Origin of the sequence: Duodenibacillus massiliensis (genome assembly GCF_900128485.1) — a bacterium.
Classification (GTDB): Bacteria; Pseudomonadota; Gammaproteobacteria; order Burkholderiales; family Burkholderiaceae_F; genus Duodenibacillus; species Duodenibacillus massiliensis.
This window is the reverse complement of record NZ_LT635860.1, coordinates 1-15,122: the sequence shown is the minus strand read 5'-3', so window position 1 is coordinate 15,122 and position 15,122 is coordinate 1. Positions and strand designations below refer to the sequence as shown.

Here is a 15,122-nt window from a genome sequence, read left to right as displayed (position 1 = left end):
CAACCTTCGGGCCGCTCTCTGAGGCGTTCACATGCGCATAAGCGACCGAAATTGAAAGACCCGTCTGGCAAATGCAAGCCGAACGGGTCTTATTCTGTCAGTCAGGCCGAAGCCTCACTTGAGCGATCGTCTATCGGACTTCCTTCCCGACCTTGCCGTGCCTGACGACAAGGTTGGGCTTGGTGACGGCCGGAGACGGCAGAGGCTCGATGTGCGCGCCTTCGCCGTACTTGGCCTTGAGATCATCGACATAGCCGAAGTCAAGCGCGCGCTGCGGGCAGGCCGCGACGCACACGGGGAGCTCGCCCTTCACTACGCGGTCGACGCAGGCGTCGCACTTCGTCATCTTGTGCGCCTTTTCGTCAAGAACCGGCGCGCCGTACGGGCAGGCCTTCGCGCACATGCCGCAGCCGATGCACTTCGACTGATCGATCAGGACGAGTCCGCCCTTGTCGTCGTGCTTGGCATGGGCCTTGGTCAGGCAGACCTTGACGCAGGCTGGATCGCTGCAGTGGTTGCAGGACACCGAAACGTAGCCGTGAGACACGTCCTGATGCCCCCTCTCTGTCAAAATACTTCCTAATCGCTAATCAGGAGGGCACGGAGAAGATAAATGGGCACCCCATACCCGCTCGAAAAGAAAAATCAAATCCTCGGGAGAATCCTTTCCAAGGAGATTACGGTTGAACAGGCGCACCGCGAATATAGTATCGCGACAAGCTGCGTGTATCGTTGGTTGCGGCAACTGAAAGTTGATAGTCGGTCTGGCGGGCAAGGCACTCAGGCCATCCCCTTGCCTCAAGGCATGAACTTTCGTGCCGCGCTTGTCGCCGAAGGGTATTGCCAAGAAGTCGGCTTTGAGTCCCCGGCGGCCGGCAAGTTCTGCCGCACCAAAGGCGTCACCCTGGACGAAATCAAGCGCTTCAGCACCTGGCTTGCACAGCATGACGATGATGTTGTACTCTCGGCCAGTGCGCGTGCTCGCGAGCAAGAACTCATCAACAAGGTAACGGCGCTAAGCGAAGAACAAAAGCAGCAGAACCGCGAGTTGCAACGCAAGGAAAAGGCCCTGGCGGAAGCCGCGGCTTTGTTGGTGTTGACAAAAAAAGCGCAGGCGATCTGGGTGGACAAGGAAAAATGATCAGCACCCGGGATCGCCAAAAAGCAGTCGAGCTGATCACAGAGTCCGTACAGGCAGGGGTTCGCGCGGTCGAGGCCTGTAAATGCTTGGGGATAGCCTTCAGCGGTTATCTCAAATGGCGTCGGAACCCTCAGAGCGAGGATCAGCGTCCGAAACGTGAATTCGGCCCAAATCCGCGGGCCCTTTCGGAAAAAGAGCGGCAGGCTGTGTACGAGCGCTACTGCCAGCCCGATGTTTGCGACCTGAGTGTCCGACAGGTCTTTCACGCCCTATTGGACAAAGGCGAGTACCTGGCCTCTGAGGCAACGGTGTATCGTGTCCTGCGTCAACATAAAGCCAATACGCGCCGCGATGGAGTTCGCTCCACAGTCAAGCGACACAAGCCGACAAGCTACGAGGCCACCGGTCCTAACCAAGTCTGGTCATGGGATATCACGTACCTGCGGGATGCAGAGCATGCCACACGCTTTTACTACGCGTTCGCGGTGGTTGACATCTACAGCCGCTACTTGGTGCACTACGACGTGTTCGATGCCGAAACGTCCCAGAACGCTGTCCGCTTTCTGAGCGAGGCAATGAACAAGCACTTCATCCAGCCTCGCTGCCTAGTTTTGCACTCAGACAATGGCGCTGCAATGAAAGCCGCTGAAACCTTGGGGTTACTGGCTGTACGCGGTGTTGAGTTTTCTCACAGTCGCCCACGGGTAAGCAACTACAACCCCTACAGCGAGTCACTGTTCAAGACTATGAAATACACGGGGCATATGGGCAAACGCAACTACCACAGCCTTGAAGAATGCCAGGGAGTTTTGGAGGATTTTGCACGGAAGTACAACGAACAATGGGTGCACAGCGGCATCAACAACGTAACGCCTTTGGCGCGCTTCAGTGGCGCGGATGCAGCTATCTGCAAAGCACGCCGTCAAGTGATGGCAAAGGCTCGGCAACAACACCCGGAACGATGGATTTGTGGCCGGATGAGGAACTATGAGCCCGCAGGCAGTCAGTGGTTGAATCCTGATAGGCAGGTGTTGGCAACGAATTCAGCCACTTAGAGAAATGGCCCCGCGCAAGCGCACAGAGCCATTCCTATTATATCGTTCGCGAAATACATTAATTAATAATCCTCTTATCCTTCGTTGTGAGCCTGCAATAAGCGAGGACTACCCTGTGAAAGCAGACTCTATATCCTCAAGCTTCCATTTCCAGCGATAAACCACCCTCTCTTCGTTGGTTCTTTTCAGCCACTCCTCAATTCGGGTAACCAGATCAGCTTTGGACTTAACCCGCAAGCCCCGTAAGGCCTGCTTTGCTAACTTACTGAAGAAACTTTCAACCAAGTTCAACCACGAGGCGTGAGTGGGCGTAAAGGTAAATACAAAACGATCCTTTCGTTTGGTAGCCAAATAATCCATCACCGTTTTGGAGCGATGCACGGAATGATTGTCCAATATGATATTGATTTTTAGTTGTTCATCGTATTTTGAATCAAGTTCTTTTAAAAAATCAATAAAGTCATCACTTTTATGAGAATCCCTTACCAACCCTGTAACTTCGCCGGTCAGCAAGTCAATGCCGGCCAGTAAAGAGACCGTCCCTAAACGCCGGTACTCATAATCGCGAGATACGTATCCATGTTGCAACGTCGGAGCTTTATCAGGGGCGGTATTCCCAATGGCCTGAATACCAGGTTTCTCATCGTAAGAGACAAACACTTCACCGCATAATTCATCAGGGCGACTTTCTGCAGCCACCTCATGCCGTGTCATTTGAAGAATCCATTCCACTCGCTTGTACAACAGGAGTACCTTCTCCGCCTTGACCTTGAATTCGGGATCCTTCCGAACCAAGTAGTAAGACATTCGATGCGGCTTTATGTCACGTTCATTCAAGATGCTCCAAACGGTAGACTCCTGCACACCTTCAAGTTCAGGAAGTTGCTGTTTGAGACAATTAGAACGCACATACTTCGTAAGAGCCGAGATTGTCCATTGCTGCGTCATAGGGGCACCGGGGATATCCTCAGGCTTGGTACAAGCCAAAGAGATGAGCCACGCTTTTGCTTCAATTCGAATCTTGGCTGGACGACCGGTCCGTTGTAAATCTTCGAGTGCTGAGTTAACGCCAAACATTGTCCATTTTTTCAGAATCTTCACCACCGTCGGCTTGGAAATGTGAAGTTTCTCAGCAATTGCAACATTGCTCATTCCTGCGGCGCATCCCAAAATTACTTCTGCGCGTTCAACTCGACGTTTCTCTTCAGTGCGAGAATGTGCAATCGTCTCCAGCATGGTTCGCTCGTCGGTTGTGAGCTCCTTTGCAAATTTTCGCGGCCGTCCCGCCATATCCCCTCCCTTTACCAGCTTTGGGAAGATTATATGGTGGCTACCAGCAATTAGTCAACGTATTTTACGAAAGACGTACTAGAAGCAGGCAACAAAAAAGCCGGAAGAGACAAAGGCAAAAGCCCCTCACCTTCCGGCTTGCGGTCAACACTAACAACCAAAGTGCTGGCAGACCGATACGGCTCAGCGGTCAGTCATCAAGGACATACATCTCCTCAATGTGCCCGGCATCATCCACGCGCACCGCAAAGCGGCGCTGATGCGTCTGCTGCACAAGGCACCGGTCAAGCTCCGCCTGCACGCGGTCCACGTCCTTTTTGAGTTGGTCGTAGTACGTATCGTGCATCTCAACGAGTTCCTTGGCGTGCCGCGTGATTTCCCCGGCGCGCTTCAAATCAAGCTCGTTCATGCTCCTGGAGTCTTTGCTTAAAGCCTCATGCGCCATGTGCGTTGCCGCCTCAATCAAAGGCCGCACATCCGGGAAATTCTCCAGGTCGCGCGTCATGTTGTTGGTCCCCTGAAGCTCATGCTCGAAAGTATCCCCGCCGATCACGCGCAAAATCGCAAGGATCCGTTTAAAGCGGACGATCAACTCCCGCACAGCGATGCAGGCCTTCGCGTAAACGAGTGCCTGGTCGGCTTCTTCCAAGGACCGCATCTCATCGAGCTTGTCTTTAACGGCCTTGTCAATGCGCTGAGAATCCGCGTCCACCTCCTTTTCAATAGCGTTCGTACGACTATGGCGCTCCGTCGCGGGCCCTGCTTCAGCACCCAGGCGGCAGAGGTCGTCCGCAAGGTCCGTGAGTTCCTTAAAGCGGATCTGCCAGTTGCGCGCAGAAAGCGCAGAGACGTATTCCACGATCGACTCAACGTGCTCACCCAAAACACGCAGTTCTTCTTTGAGTTCGGGTTCAAGATCATGCTGCTTGTCGGTGGGATTAAGGGCGCACCAGAGGGCATGGACTTTGGCGGGCTCGCCCCAGGAGTGATCCGGCATGAGCATCGGTTCTCCGAGCTGCGTGCCCGTCTCATCAATTGCGCAGATCTGAAGGTCAGCGGCCGTGGCGTTCACACGCGGATGAAACCCCTGGTGCAGGGCTTCTTCCAGTACCGGCGAGAAACTCACGGCATAAAAGTGACGTTCAAAGGCACTGCCCGGCACCCAGGCGAGTTTGTTGACGTTGGAAAAGAGGCAGTCGAGGTTCCTCTTTTCGTGAAAGCTCACGTCAAGCGGCCGCCAAAACGGACGGTCAATTTTGAAAGCGCGCTGAATAAAGAGTTCAGCTGCGGTCGCCTCCCCCCGGATTGCGGTCACCGCGAGCATCGTCGGGCGCTTTACGCCCACCGCGCGGAAGCGTTCCACCCCGGCGTCCGTTTTTTCGGCGCCTTTCGCAGGATCGTCATTGGGAATCGGCAGCCCCGTCTTCGGATCCTTTTTCCAGGACATGGGCTCAGGCCGCACCTTCGGTTTAACGGTCTTTCGGCGCATCATCTGCCAGGCAAAACCGGCAGCCACAGCCGCCACCGCAATTGCGGGCGCCACGGCACCCCATAATTCATGTGAAGCCATCGAAACTGATTCCCTGTGTGTTCTCATCGGCAGGCTGACAACGGTATTGACGCAACCGCACTGCGTCGCTGAAGGTGCACTTTCCCCTTTCCCGTTTCAGCCGTTTTGTCGGATTATAGAATCAGGCAGAAGGCGAAAAACAAGACCGCAACACAGCATTAATCGGCCCGAAAGCCGCACTACGGGCGGCCTGAGCAGTTCTACCTAAACTCAGCATCTGAGCGGAAATACTCATCTCTTTTGCTAGAATCAGGCGCAACCCACCGTGATTAACATAAACATAATCCTTACTATCGGGAGAAGAGCTTTGCCTACGATTGCCAGCGGCTTCAAACTGTCCAACGGGGTAACGATGCCCTGCATTGGTCTGGGAACCTGGCAGGTTCCCGACGATGACGTGCTCGTCAAAGCCATTCACAGTGCGGTGAATCTCGGATACCGTCACATCGACACGGCGCACATCTACGGCAATGAAAGAAGCGTGGGCGTTGCGGTGAGAACGTGCGGTGTGCCCCGCTCCAAACTCTTTGTCACCAGCAAACTCTGGAACACCGACCGCGGCTACAAGGAAACGCTTGAAGCCTTTGAGCGCACGATGGACGCGCTGCAGATCGGTTACCTCGACCTCTTTTTGATGCACTGGCCCGCGGCGCGCGGCGAAGCGATGACCTGGCAGAGCATTAATTCCGGCACCTGGCGCGCGATGGAAGAAATCTACCGCAGAGGGCGCGTCCGCGCGATCGGGGTGAGTAACTTCCTCGTGCATCACCTCGTGCCCCTTTTGGCGCGCGCTGAAGTTGTTCCGATGGTGAACCAAATCGAATTTCACCCGGGCTACATGCAGAAAGCCACTTTTGATTTCTGCCGCAGTCACGGGATTCAGGTGGAAGCCTGGTCGCCTTTAGGGCGCGGCGCCCTGATTCACCATCCGGTGCTCGTTGAACTCGCGCAACAGCACGGCGTCACCACCGCGCAGATTGCGCTGCGCTGGTGTCTGCAGCACGGTGTGGCGGCGGTGCCCAAATCCCTTAACCCCGAACGCCAGAAGCAAAACGCGGAACTTTTCAGTTTCAATCTGACGCCCGAAGAAATGGAGCGTTTGGACAACCTCCCGCAGGCCTGCTTCTCGGGACTTGATCCCGATCACGTGACGTTCTGATTTTTGCGTCCGTTACGCAAAACGCCCTGAAGTTTTAAAGCTCCCGGGCGTTTTTATTTCAACCTCAGTTTTTAAGCGCGCGTCATCGCGTCCACTTTGGCGCCCGCACGCATGAGCCGCAGTCCCCAGGCGACCACAAGAAGCGTCACACCGGTATCGGCAAAGACCGCCATCCACATCGTGGCAACGCCCGCCATTGCCGCTACGGCAAAGCACACCTTCACGCCCAAGGCAAAGATGATGTTTTGCGCCATCGTGCGGTGCGTGAGTTCTGAAAGCCGCTTAAACCACGCGATCTTACCCACGTCATCGTCCATGAGGGCAACGTCAGCGGCTTCAATCGCACTGTCGGCACCTTTCACGCCCATCGCAAAACCGATGCGGGCGCGTGAAAGTGCCGGTGCGTCGTTGATGCCGTCACCCACCATGGCGGTTGCCGCTTTCCCTTCCAACGCCTCAATGTGCGAGAGCTTTTCTTCCGGGAGCAACTCCGCCTTGATGTTTTCTGCGGCAATACCAACGGACGTCCCGATCGCCTGCGCCGCACGGCTGTTGTCCCCGGTGAGAAGGTAGGGCGTAATCCCCGCACGCTTCATGGCGGCAATCGCTTCTGCCGCACCGTCTTTCACCGTGTCCGCCACGGCAAAGACGCCCATGACGCCGAACATGTCGCTTAACGCCACGGCGGTCTGCCCTTTGGCGTGTGCCGCTTCAAAGGCGGCCTTCACTTCCGGTGTTGCAAGGCCCTTACTTTCAAGCCACTTGAGGTTTGTGAGGCGCAGCAGGGCCCCGTCAATGCGGCCTTCGGTCCCGGCGCCAGGCAGCGCCTTAAAGTCTTTGACAACGCGCGTCTCCACGTGCTTTGCTTCTGCCGCGTCGCTTACGGCGCGGCTCACGGGGTGAGAACTCATGTCCGCGAGGCTTGCGGCCTGCTGCCAGACCTTCGTTTCATCACTTGCCCCGATCAGCGTCAACGTCTGAAACTTCGGTTCCCCGCGCGTAATCGTGCCCGTCTTATCAAGCGCCGCGTTTTTGAGGTTTCGCCCCTCTTCCAAGTACACCCCGCCCTTCACAAGCACCCCTCTGCGGGCAGCAAGGGCGAGCGCCGAGACAATCGTCACGGGCGTCGAAATCACCAAAGCGCACGGGCAGGCAATGACAAGAAGCACGAGCGCCCGGTAAATCCACGTGGTCCAGGGAAGTTCCGTCACCAAGGGTCCCACAATAGCGACCGCCACAGCAATCACAAAGACGGTCGGCGTATAGCGCGCCGCAAACTTATCCACAAAGCGCTGCAGCGGCGCTTTCTTTTGTTCGGCTTCCTCGACGGCGCGGATGATGCGCGCGCTCATCGAGTCCTTCGCGGCTGCGGTTGAGCGGATCACAATCGTACTTTCAAGCGACAAGGCTCCAGCCCACACCGTTGACCCCGCGGCCTTTTGCACCGGGAGCGACTCACCGGTAATCATCGACTCGTCCATCGAACCCGTGCCGTCTTCAACCACACCGTCCAGAGCGGCGCGCTCCCCAGGCTCCACCCGGTAAACGATCCCTGCGGGCGCCGTTTCAATCGGGATCTTGGTCCACGTGCCGTTGATTCTGGCTTCAACTTCATTTGGAGCCACACTTAAGAGCGTCCGGATCGCCTTACGGGCCCGGGTCATGCTCAAAGACTCAATCATCTCCCCGATTTCGTAAAGCGTCATCACCATCGCGGCTTCAGGCCAGGCACCGAGGCACGCCGCGCCGGTCACGGCAACGGCCATGAGTGTCGACATGTTAAAGACGCCCCGCACGAGGCAGAGCACACCCTTTTTGATGGTTCCGAAACCGGCTAAAACAATCGCAATAAGCGCCGGCACCATCACGGCCCACTCGGGGAATGTACCCGCAAGTTCCAGGGCTTCCGCGCCAAAGGCAAGCACGAGAGCCGTTCCAAGACGCGCGTACGGGAGTTTTTCGTCCTTTTTAATCCCCGTATCGGTCTTTGTGGATTTGACGGACGCCTTCCAGCCGGCTTCGTTAAGCCGTGTGATGATGCCGAGAACGTGCTCGGCATCGGTCACAAACTGCACGGTCTGCGCCTTGCGGTCAACGGCCGCATCAAGCCCGATCACATCGAGCACGGCTTTCACATCCGCGTCGCTTGCCATATTCTCCACGGCAAGCACCGTTTCGGAAGCCCCCCCGGCGGTTTTCACTTCCACCGCAGGCATCCCGATTGCCTTAAAGACCGCAAAGATCCCGGCGGTGTCGGCATTTACGTCGGTCAGCACAAGCGTCACCGTGCGGTTGACGACATCGAAGTGTTTGTCGGCAATAAGGGGGTTGTCTTTGAGTGCCGTTTCGATTTCCCCGACTTCCACGGGGCAGTCCATCGCTTCAACGTAAAGCTTCAGTTCTTTGCCGCCCACGGCCGCGAGAGGCTTGTCTTCAAGGGGCTCCGCGGGCATCCCGAGCTTTTCAAAAGCGGCGAGAATCTGCCCGGTCGTGAGGCCCTCGGTCACAGTCATCGTCACCACGCGGTTCATGACGTCGCAGGTGAGTTTCTCAACATCGGTGTTTCCTTTAAAGGCCTCTTCGATTTCGCCGGCTTCCACCGGGCAGTCCATTGCCTCGACCTTAAGTTTCACCGTGCGTCTGGCGGCTGCCGCAGCGACCTCATTAACGACGTCGGCCGGCATATTGAGTTTCTTAAAGGTGGCGAGCACCGCGTCCGTTGTGAGGGCTGACGTGGCCGTCATCGTGACCGTACGGTTCATGACGTCACAGGCAAGTTTCACAACATCACCGTTACCCTTAAACGCTTCCTCAATTTCCCCGACTTCCACCGGGCAGTCCATCGCCGGGACTTTGAGCGTCAGCGTGCGGTTTTTTGCTTCTTCGGCTTTTTCAGAGAGAACCTCTGCGGGCATTGAAATCTTTTTAAATACCGCAAGAAGCGCGTCGGTTGTAAGGGTGGGCTTGACCGTCATCGTCACCTGACGGCTCATGACGTCACACGCGAGTTTGACAACGTCAGCATTACCCTTAAACGCTTCTTCAATTTCCCCCACTTCCACGGGGCAGTCCATCTCGGGGACCTGTAAAACCACGGTGCGATTTGTTACGGTTTGAATCGAAGCCATAACCACGGACTCCGCAAATCTTTGTTAAGGTATCGCCATTGAAAACCCTGAAGTCACTACAGGGTCAAGCACCAGCCCGCACTTTTTACAATTTTGTCGGGCTTATCATTGTTTTCTCACACTTTTTTAACCGCATGCGTATCGGAGAACTTGCCAAAGCGACCGGCATTCCCGTGGAAACAATCCGCTGGTATGAAACGAAAGGCCTCATGCCGCCCGCGGTGCGGTCAGACAACAACTACCGCGTCTACGGCGAGCCGCACCTTGAGCGCCTGCGCTTTATCCGGCACTGCCGCAGTCTTGACATCAGCCTCGAAGCCATCGCGAAGCTCCTTAACTTTGATGCTGCCGACAAAACGCAGGCTGAAGCGGTTCACGCACTGATTGCCGAACAGGTGAACGCCATCAGCCGCCGCATTAAGGAGCTGCAGCTTTTGCGTGAGCACCTTTTGGCGCTTGCGCTGCGCTGCCACGGCCATAAGGACGGTGAGCACTGCGGGATTCTCGAGGGGCTTGAAGCTGACGCGAAGGACGGCCAGTGCCGCTGCGGCATCCCCGAAACCACGCTTGCGCTTGAAGACATCCATGCCGTCGGCAGCCAAAAGGGCCTGAAATTTGATACGCCTGCCCGGTAACCTTTTCACTCAAAACACTCACACCCATGCCCAACTCCGTTGAAAATTTTCTGATGACGGCGTTTTCCCTCAAAATGCTCGTCGTTTACGCGCTTGTTGCCCTGATCATCGCGGTGCCCACGTGGCTACTGGTGAAGTTTTCCAGAAACTTCCCGCCGGCAATCACTCACCCCAGCCTTAAAAGCGGCGTGGGCGGGTGGCTCATTGTGTTTCTTGCGGGCCAGGTCGGCTGGTTTATGCGCGGCGTCTGGGAGACCTTTTACCTCGCCGGCGAGCTTTATTTCGTCGTGGAAAAAGCGCCCTCAGCATTAACGGACGCCATGGTCGCGGTTCTCCCCTCCTTTTTCGCGCTCGTTTTCGGCGCAGTCATCCTTTGGCAGATTACGGTCAAACGTAAGCCCTCGACCGTCGCCGTCACGATCCTTCTGCTCTGGATCATGGGGCCGGGCGTTGCGATGCTGCAGAGCTGGTACTTTAAGGCCACACTCACCACGTTTTCGCTTGTGGAGATTTTCGGCTGGACGATCGGCTGGACGCTTTATCTTGCCGTAAGCCGCCGCGTGGCGCTTACCTACGGGACGCCGCGCGGAAAACGCGGTGCACCGGGGATTGTGGATTTTAAGAACCACTGACCTGTTTCCGTCGTCTGCCGGCTGCGCCGCATCGCTTGCAGGCGACTACAATCTGAGAACAGTTCTCATTTACCGTAAAGGGTTCTTTATGTACGAGATTACCGTCGGTGTGAAAGGCATGGCCTGCGAGATGTGTGAAGCGCACATCAACGAGACCATCCGTAAGAATTTCAACGTGGAAACAGTCACCTCCTCGCACAAGAAAAACGAGACGGTGATTCTCTCGAAAGTCCCGCTCAGTGAGGCGCAGGTGAAGGCCGCGATCGACCCCACGGGCTACGAGGTCACAAGTTTTGCCTGTGCTGACTACGTGAAAAAGCCGGGCTTTTTTGCCCGGCTCTTCGGAGGCGGCTGCTGCTAAGCACAGCGCTTTCTCCCGGAATACGTTAACGGCCGCCCGCGGGACTTTCCGCGGCGGCCGTTTTTTGTACGTTCAGAAAGAATCTTTAGGCTTTCTTCGCGTCTGCTGCAGGTTTCTCAGCGGGTTTCGCCGCGGCCTTGGGTGCAGCGGCCTTTTTGGCAGGGGCCTTCTTGGGGGCTGCCTTCACTGCCTTCTTTTCAGCTGTCTTGGCGGCGGCCTTGGCAGGCGCCTTCACCGCGGGCTTCGTAGCCGGTTTAGCGGCCGTCTTCTTTGCTACGGTCTTAGCGGCCGCTTTGACGGTCGTCTTCTTTGCCGCGGGTTTTGCGGCTTTCGCGGACGGCTTTGCCGCGGGCTTGGCGGCTGTCTTCTTCACAGCCTTTGCGGGTTTGGCTGCTTGCTTTGCTTCCGTCTTTTTGGCGGCGGGCTTTTTCTCAGTCTTCACGGCCTTTTTGGCCGCAGGCGTCGTTTCAACGGCAATCTTCAAGGCCTTTGCCTTGGCGGTAAATTCCGTCGCAGACAACGTGGTCTTCACTTCCACCGGTGCAATGCCCGTGCCGATTTCAAAGTCAAGGCCGAGCGCGTCGGAGGTTTCGGCACCGATCTGGCGCAGACGGTGGGCGGCCGCACCTTCGGAGGTATCAAGAGCCGGGCTGAAGCACTCCCAGCCGTCCGTAACCGGAAGGCTCATGAACTCTTCAAAGACATTCACAATGGCGGCATAGCCCTTTTTGGAAGCTGACCCGATCCATTCGGCGGGCGTCATAAACTGCAGATCTTCAAGATCATCGTCCAAGGCTTCGGCGTTGGGTTCGAGTTCGTCCAAAAGCGCTGCTTCATCGTCCGTGAAGTCACGGTCACCGTCGTTGATCGCCTTTTCGTAAACCGCGTCAATTGCCGAGGAAAGCTTGTCGAGTTCACCACCGATCACGTCCTGCGCAGCACTCATGAGACCAATTGCCGCCGTCAGAATATCGGGGTTGGTTTCCACGGCCTTCACAAGCTTTGCGGGATCCTTTTTCCAGCCCTTTTTCAGATCGGCTTCAAGCGCCTCACCGAAGGTACGGGGTTCAAAGTCTTTGACAGTCAGCACGCCGCCTTTGCCGATAAGGTAGGTTGTCTTCTTGGCCATGATTCTGAAAATCCTTGAGAAAAAGTTTGTGTTGACCCGCCCTGCGCCTGTGTTTGTGGTGTGCGACATGCGGTGACGCGTGAAGAATAGCGCGAAAACCGCACCTCATGTAAAATCGGCCGCTCAAAACCTTGGCCGGTTCTGCCTGCCGCCGGTTTTGAAGTTTTCCTTCTGCCCGTTTTTTTCTCGGGCAGATGCACCGGAAAACAAGGGCCCATAGCTCAGTCGGTTAGAGCAGGGGACTCATAATCCCTTGGTCGTTGGTTCGAGTCCAACTGGGCCTACCATAATTCGAATTTCAGATATTCTCAGATAATCTCCCTCAGTCTCCATTGTTCACCTAATACGATGAATTTAAATGGAAACACTGCCTACCGTCAGTCTCTGTTGTTCTCTGTCGTTCTATATCAAACTCCCTCCAGCTCGCGAATGATTTCACCCAACTATGCTCCCAATGGGTATGATTTCTTCGGAATTTTTCATTTTTTCTTCGGAACTTTTGGGAGCATAGCCTCCAACCCGCAGGAGAGCGGCATGAGAGTAGCTGAACGCCTCACAGCGATACGACTGAAGACCCTTGAAAAGGACACTGCCTGCGGCGTTGTGCCGGGGCTTTACGTGACTGTCCGGAAGCTCGCCGACGGATCGTTTGCCAAGTATTTTGTTCTCAAAGATCGAAAACAAAAACGCTCCTACACCATCGGAAAATTTCCGGACATCTCACTCTCAGAAGCATTCACCAAGGCAGCAGAATGGCGAGACCTCATCCTCAAGGGCGATGACCCTTCCAAACAACTCTTAGAGGCCTCCTCTCCCCAAAAACTGACGTATGAGAATCTCATGTTTCAATGGGTCGAATTCAACAATAAACGCGGCCGGTGGAAAGATGACAAGAAACCTCGACTCGGCGTGTGGCAAGGATATTTCAGAAACCACATTCCAGACTCGCTGCGCCAGTGTCCGGCCGCTGAATTAACGCCCGAGATGTTTGCTGACGCGCTGGCGGAAAAATGGCGGACCATGACCAACACCCCGGAAAAGATTCTTGCTGACACCAGGAATGCCATTGACTGGGCAATCCGACAAGAAATCATTCCGCCAATGATCAACCCGGCGCGCATTCACGGCGGAAAACTTGGAGACCTACTGCCGTTGAACAGACCGGAAACCGGCCACGAACCGGCTCTCCCCGTCCAAAAGATGCCGGCATTCTTCAAAATGCTCATGGAATACACCCTTTCGAGCCCTGCCGCCAGATGCTTGGCCTTTGCCATCCTGACGGCAGCCAGAAACTCTACCGCTCGAGAGGCCACTTGGAGTGAAATCCAAAAGGACGATGACGGCAACTGGATCCACCTGATTCCGCGTTCACGCATGAAGGTCAAGGCCGAAGGCTTGCCGTTTGACCGAAAGACCCCTCTGAGTTCCGTTGCGGTCAGGCTGCTGGAAACCATGCCGAGAGTCAAATATGAAGGACAGGATTACCTCTTTCCCAGTATCTTTCAGCGCAGCCTCAAGCCGATGTCTCCGGAAGCCTTCTCGCGCCTCTTGAAAAGAATGCACGACCGCCAGCGCAAAATTGACGGTATCGGCTGGGTTGATCCGGAACAAATCCACGGAGCAACGCAGACACCCCGCATTGTGACGCTGCATGGCTGCGCCAGAGCAAGCTTCAATACCTGGGCCAAGGACGGGAAACGATTTGGACATCCCTTCTTTCCAAAGGATATCCGGGAGAGCTGCCTCGACCACAGAAATGAGTCTTACCAGTGTGCCTATGACCGCGACCAAGCCACTGGAGAAATGCGCGATGTCTTTGAGGCCTGGGGACAATTCCTGACACAGGAAATGGATGACTTCAACTAAAAAAGGCGCCATAGGGGCGCAGCCCCATGACGTCATGGACGATGAAGTATTTCCTTTACTGCTGATCGATCTGATGATAACCGGATGACCAATCGGCTGCCCTCTTCAGGAGATTCCGCACTCTCAACAAGAAGGCGTCTACATTCTGCGATTCGTCGCTCACAAAGCTTTCCGGAATCGCAGGTGCCGGCGGGCACTCGACCACCGCCGGCGGCCGCGCCGCGCAGGCGCTCAACATCCCGCCGCATACCAGCAAGCTGAGAGTCAAGCGCATTGATTTCAGCCTGCTTCTTGTCAACCGCGTCGGCGAGCTTCTTCGCATTGTCTGTCTCCCTTTTCGTGAGTTCGGCCTGGTACTTCTGAGCCGCGGCCGCGTAGCCGGCTTTAAGGCGCGCGATGTCTGCAGTGCGCAGGGCGTCCGCAAAGGCGTATCCGGCGCTGAAGACGACCACGGCCGCAGCGAGGTAGAGCCACTTGGCCATCTTTAAATCAGCCAACCGCCGGCAAAGAAGCAGATCATGCCGAAGCCGACACAGACAGGCGCCCAGAAGAGACGGCACTTGCGGCGCGNAGAATGCACGACCGCCAGCGCAAAATTGACGGTATCGGCTGGGTTGATCCGGAACAAATCCACGGAGCAACGCAGACACCCCGCATTGTGACGCTGCATGGCTGCGCCAGAGCAAGCTTCAATACCTGGGCCAAGGACGGGAAACGATTTGGACATCCCTTCTTTCCAAAGGATATCCGGGAGAGCTGCCTCGACCACAGAAATGAGTCTTACCAGTGTGCCTATGACCGCGACCAAGCCACTGGAGAAATGCGCGATGTCTTTGAGGCCTGGGGACAATTCCTGACACAGGAAATGGATGACTTCAACTAAAAAAGGCGCCATAGGGGCGCAGCCCCATGACGTCATGGACGATGAAGTATTTCCTTTACTGCTGATCGATCTGATGATAACCGGATGACCAATCGGCTGCCCTCTTCAAGAGATTCCGCACTCTCAACAAGAAGGCGTCTACATTCTGCGATTCGTCGCTCACAAAGCTTTCCGGAATCGCAGGTGCCGGCGGGCACTCGACCACCGCCGGCGGCCGCGCCGCGCAGGCGCTCAACATCCCGCCGCATACCAGCAAGCTGAGAGTCAAGCGCA

General features: G+C 55.9%; 15 protein-coding genes and 1 tRNA gene. 9 read left to right on the top strand and 7 right to left on the bottom strand.

Going from position 1 to position 15,122, the window contains the following annotated elements; all coding sequences use genetic code 11:
* Nucleotides 1-130 precede the first annotated feature (130 nt).
* Nucleotides 131-571, bottom strand: a complete 441-nt coding sequence (locus tag BQ7486_RS05650) for a 4Fe-4S dicluster domain-containing protein (protein ID WP_235836741.1) — start codon at nucleotides 569-571, stop codon at nucleotides 131-133.
* A gap of 42 nt (nucleotides 572-613) precedes the next feature.
* Between BQ7486_RS05650 and BQ7486_RS12115 the strand changes: the two genes are divergently transcribed.
* Nucleotides 614-1,141 carry a hypothetical protein gene (locus tag BQ7486_RS12115; protein WP_204207000.1) on the top strand — a complete coding sequence of 176 codons (528 nt, stop codon included), beginning with the start codon at nucleotides 614-616 and terminating at the stop codon, nucleotides 1,139-1,141.
* Nucleotides 1,138-2,196: an IS3 family transposase gene (locus BQ7486_RS05640; RefSeq protein ID WP_074009292.1), complete on the top strand. Its 1,059-nt coding sequence runs from the start codon at nucleotides 1,138-1,140 to the stop codon at nucleotides 2,194-2,196. Before BQ7486_RS12115 ends, BQ7486_RS05640 begins: the two co-directional genes overlap by 4 nt.
* Before the next feature lie 108 nt (nucleotides 2,197-2,304).
* On the opposite strand, the gene BQ7486_RS05635 is transcribed toward BQ7486_RS05640, so the two are convergent.
* Both BQ7486_RS05635 and BQ7486_RS05630 read right to left on the bottom strand, forming a co-directional pair.
* The gene (locus BQ7486_RS05635; protein WP_204206999.1) at nucleotides 2,305-3,432 is read right to left on the bottom strand and encodes an IS630 family transposase; all 1,128 of its coding nucleotides are present in this window, start codon (nucleotides 3,430-3,432) and stop codon (nucleotides 2,305-2,307) included.
* A 244-nt stretch (nucleotides 3,433-3,676) separates the two neighbouring features.
* A complete protein-coding gene (locus tag BQ7486_RS05630) occupies nucleotides 3,677-5,056 on the bottom strand; it encodes a hypothetical protein (RefSeq protein ID WP_074009290.1) in 1,380 nt (459 codons plus the stop codon).
* Nucleotides 5,057-5,408: 352 nt separating this feature from the next.
* On the opposite strand from BQ7486_RS05630, the gene BQ7486_RS05625 reads away from it, so the two are divergent.
* The gene (locus tag BQ7486_RS05625) at nucleotides 5,409-6,215 is read left to right on the top strand and encodes an aldo/keto reductase (protein WP_074009289.1); all 807 of its coding nucleotides are present in this window, start codon (nucleotides 5,409-5,411) and stop codon (nucleotides 6,213-6,215) included.
* 71 nt (nucleotides 6,216-6,286) lie between these two features.
* Here the strand turns inward: BQ7486_RS05625 and BQ7486_RS05620 are convergent, their stop codons facing one another.
* Nucleotides 6,287-9,343: a heavy metal translocating P-type ATPase gene (locus BQ7486_RS05620; protein ID WP_084765712.1), complete on the bottom strand. Its 3,057-nt coding sequence runs from the start codon at nucleotides 9,341-9,343 to the stop codon at nucleotides 6,287-6,289.
* A 134-nt stretch (nucleotides 9,344-9,477) separates the two neighbouring features.
* Here BQ7486_RS05620 and BQ7486_RS05615 point away from each other — a divergent pair, with 134 nt between their 5' ends.
* From BQ7486_RS05615 to BQ7486_RS05605, 3 genes are all read left to right on the top strand, one after another.
* A complete protein-coding gene (locus tag BQ7486_RS05615; protein WP_022373761.1) occupies nucleotides 9,478-9,978 on the top strand; it encodes a Cd(II)/Pb(II)-responsive transcriptional regulator in 501 nt (166 codons plus the stop codon).
* A 26-nt stretch (nucleotides 9,979-10,004) separates the two neighbouring features.
* A complete protein-coding gene (locus BQ7486_RS05610; protein ID WP_074009288.1) occupies nucleotides 10,005-10,610 on the top strand; it encodes a hypothetical protein in 606 nt (201 codons plus the stop codon).
* 88 nt (nucleotides 10,611-10,698) lie between these two features.
* Nucleotides 10,699-10,971: a heavy-metal-associated domain-containing protein gene (locus BQ7486_RS05605; protein WP_074009287.1), complete on the top strand. Its 273-nt coding sequence runs from the start codon at nucleotides 10,699-10,701 to the stop codon at nucleotides 10,969-10,971.
* Between the two features lie 85 nt (nucleotides 10,972-11,056).
* On the opposite strand, the gene BQ7486_RS12110 is transcribed toward BQ7486_RS05605, so the two are convergent.
* Nucleotides 11,057-12,100 (bottom strand): hypothetical protein, encoded by a 1,044-nt coding sequence (locus tag BQ7486_RS12110; RefSeq protein ID WP_204206998.1) that lies wholly within the window; start codon nucleotides 12,098-12,100, stop codon nucleotides 11,057-11,059.
* Between the two features lie 210 nt (nucleotides 12,101-12,310).
* On the opposite strand from BQ7486_RS12110, the gene BQ7486_RS05595 reads away from it, so the two are divergent.
* Nucleotides 12,311-12,387: transfer RNA gene (locus BQ7486_RS05595), tRNA-Ile, on the top strand.
* Nucleotides 12,388-12,529: 142 nt separating this feature from the next.
* The gene (locus BQ7486_RS05590; RefSeq protein ID WP_235836740.1) at nucleotides 12,530-13,966 is read left to right on the top strand and encodes a tyrosine-type recombinase/integrase; all 1,437 of its coding nucleotides are present in this window, start codon (nucleotides 12,530-12,532) and stop codon (nucleotides 13,964-13,966) included.
* Nucleotides 13,967-13,998: 32 nt separating this feature from the next.
* Here BQ7486_RS05590 and BQ7486_RS05585 read toward each other — a convergent pair whose 3' ends face one another.
* Nucleotides 13,999-14,448 (bottom strand): hypothetical protein, encoded by a 450-nt coding sequence (locus BQ7486_RS05585; RefSeq protein WP_074009285.1) that lies wholly within the window; start codon nucleotides 14,446-14,448, stop codon nucleotides 13,999-14,001.
* 92 nt (nucleotides 14,449-14,540) lie between these two features.
* Between BQ7486_RS05585 and BQ7486_RS05580 the strand changes: the two genes are divergently transcribed.
* On the top strand, nucleotides 14,541-14,849 hold the full coding sequence (locus tag BQ7486_RS05580) for a site-specific integrase (protein WP_074009284.1): 309 nt from the start codon (nucleotides 14,541-14,543) through the stop codon (nucleotides 14,847-14,849).
* A gap of 55 nt (nucleotides 14,850-14,904) precedes the next feature.
* Here BQ7486_RS05580 and BQ7486_RS12105 read toward each other — a convergent pair.
* The coding region (locus tag BQ7486_RS12105; protein WP_204206997.1) for a hypothetical protein at nucleotides 14,905-15,122 on the bottom strand (218 nt) is incomplete at its 5' end.

Excerpts from the sequence above, each read along its gene's own strand:
- BQ7486_RS05635 (WP_204206999.1), bottom strand. The coding sequence starts at position 3,432 with ATGCTGGAGACGATTGCACATTCTCGCACTGAAGAGAAACGTCGAGTT.
- BQ7486_RS12110 (WP_204206998.1), bottom strand. The coding sequence starts at position 12,100 with ATGGCCAAGAAGACAACCTACCTTATCGGCAAAGGCGGCGTGCTGACT.
- BQ7486_RS05610 (WP_074009288.1), top strand. The coding sequence starts at position 10,005 with ATGCCCAACTCCGTTGAAAATTTTCTGATGACGGCGTTTTCCCTCAAA.
- BQ7486_RS05620 (WP_084765712.1), bottom strand. The coding sequence starts at position 9,343 with ATGGCTTCGATTCAAACCGTAACAAATCGCACCGTGGTTTTACAGGTC.
- BQ7486_RS05590 (WP_235836740.1), top strand. The coding sequence starts at position 12,530 with ATGATTTCACCCAACTATGCTCCCAATGGGTATGATTTCTTCGGAATT.
- BQ7486_RS12115 (WP_204207000.1), top strand. The coding sequence starts at position 614 with ATGGGCACCCCATACCCGCTCGAAAAGAAAAATCAAATCCTCGGGAGA.
- BQ7486_RS05605 (WP_074009287.1), top strand. The coding sequence starts at position 10,699 with ATGTACGAGATTACCGTCGGTGTGAAAGGCATGGCCTGCGAGATGTGT.
- BQ7486_RS05625 (WP_074009289.1), top strand. The coding sequence starts at position 5,409 with ATGCCCTGCATTGGTCTGGGAACCTGGCAGGTTCCCGACGATGACGTG.
- BQ7486_RS05585 (WP_074009285.1), bottom strand. The coding sequence starts at position 14,448 with ATGGCCAAGTGGCTCTACCTCGCTGCGGCCGTGGTCGTCTTCAGCGCC.
- BQ7486_RS05640 (WP_074009292.1), top strand. The coding sequence starts at position 1,138 with ATGATCAGCACCCGGGATCGCCAAAAAGCAGTCGAGCTGATCACAGAG.
- BQ7486_RS05615 (WP_022373761.1), top strand. The coding sequence starts at position 9,478 with ATGCGTATCGGAGAACTTGCCAAAGCGACCGGCATTCCCGTGGAAACA.
- BQ7486_RS05580 (WP_074009284.1), top strand. The coding sequence starts at position 14,541 with ATGCACGACCGCCAGCGCAAAATTGACGGTATCGGCTGGGTTGATCCG.
- BQ7486_RS05630 (WP_074009290.1), bottom strand. The coding sequence starts at position 5,056 with ATGGCTTCACATGAATTATGGGGTGCCGTGGCGCCCGCAATTGCGGTG.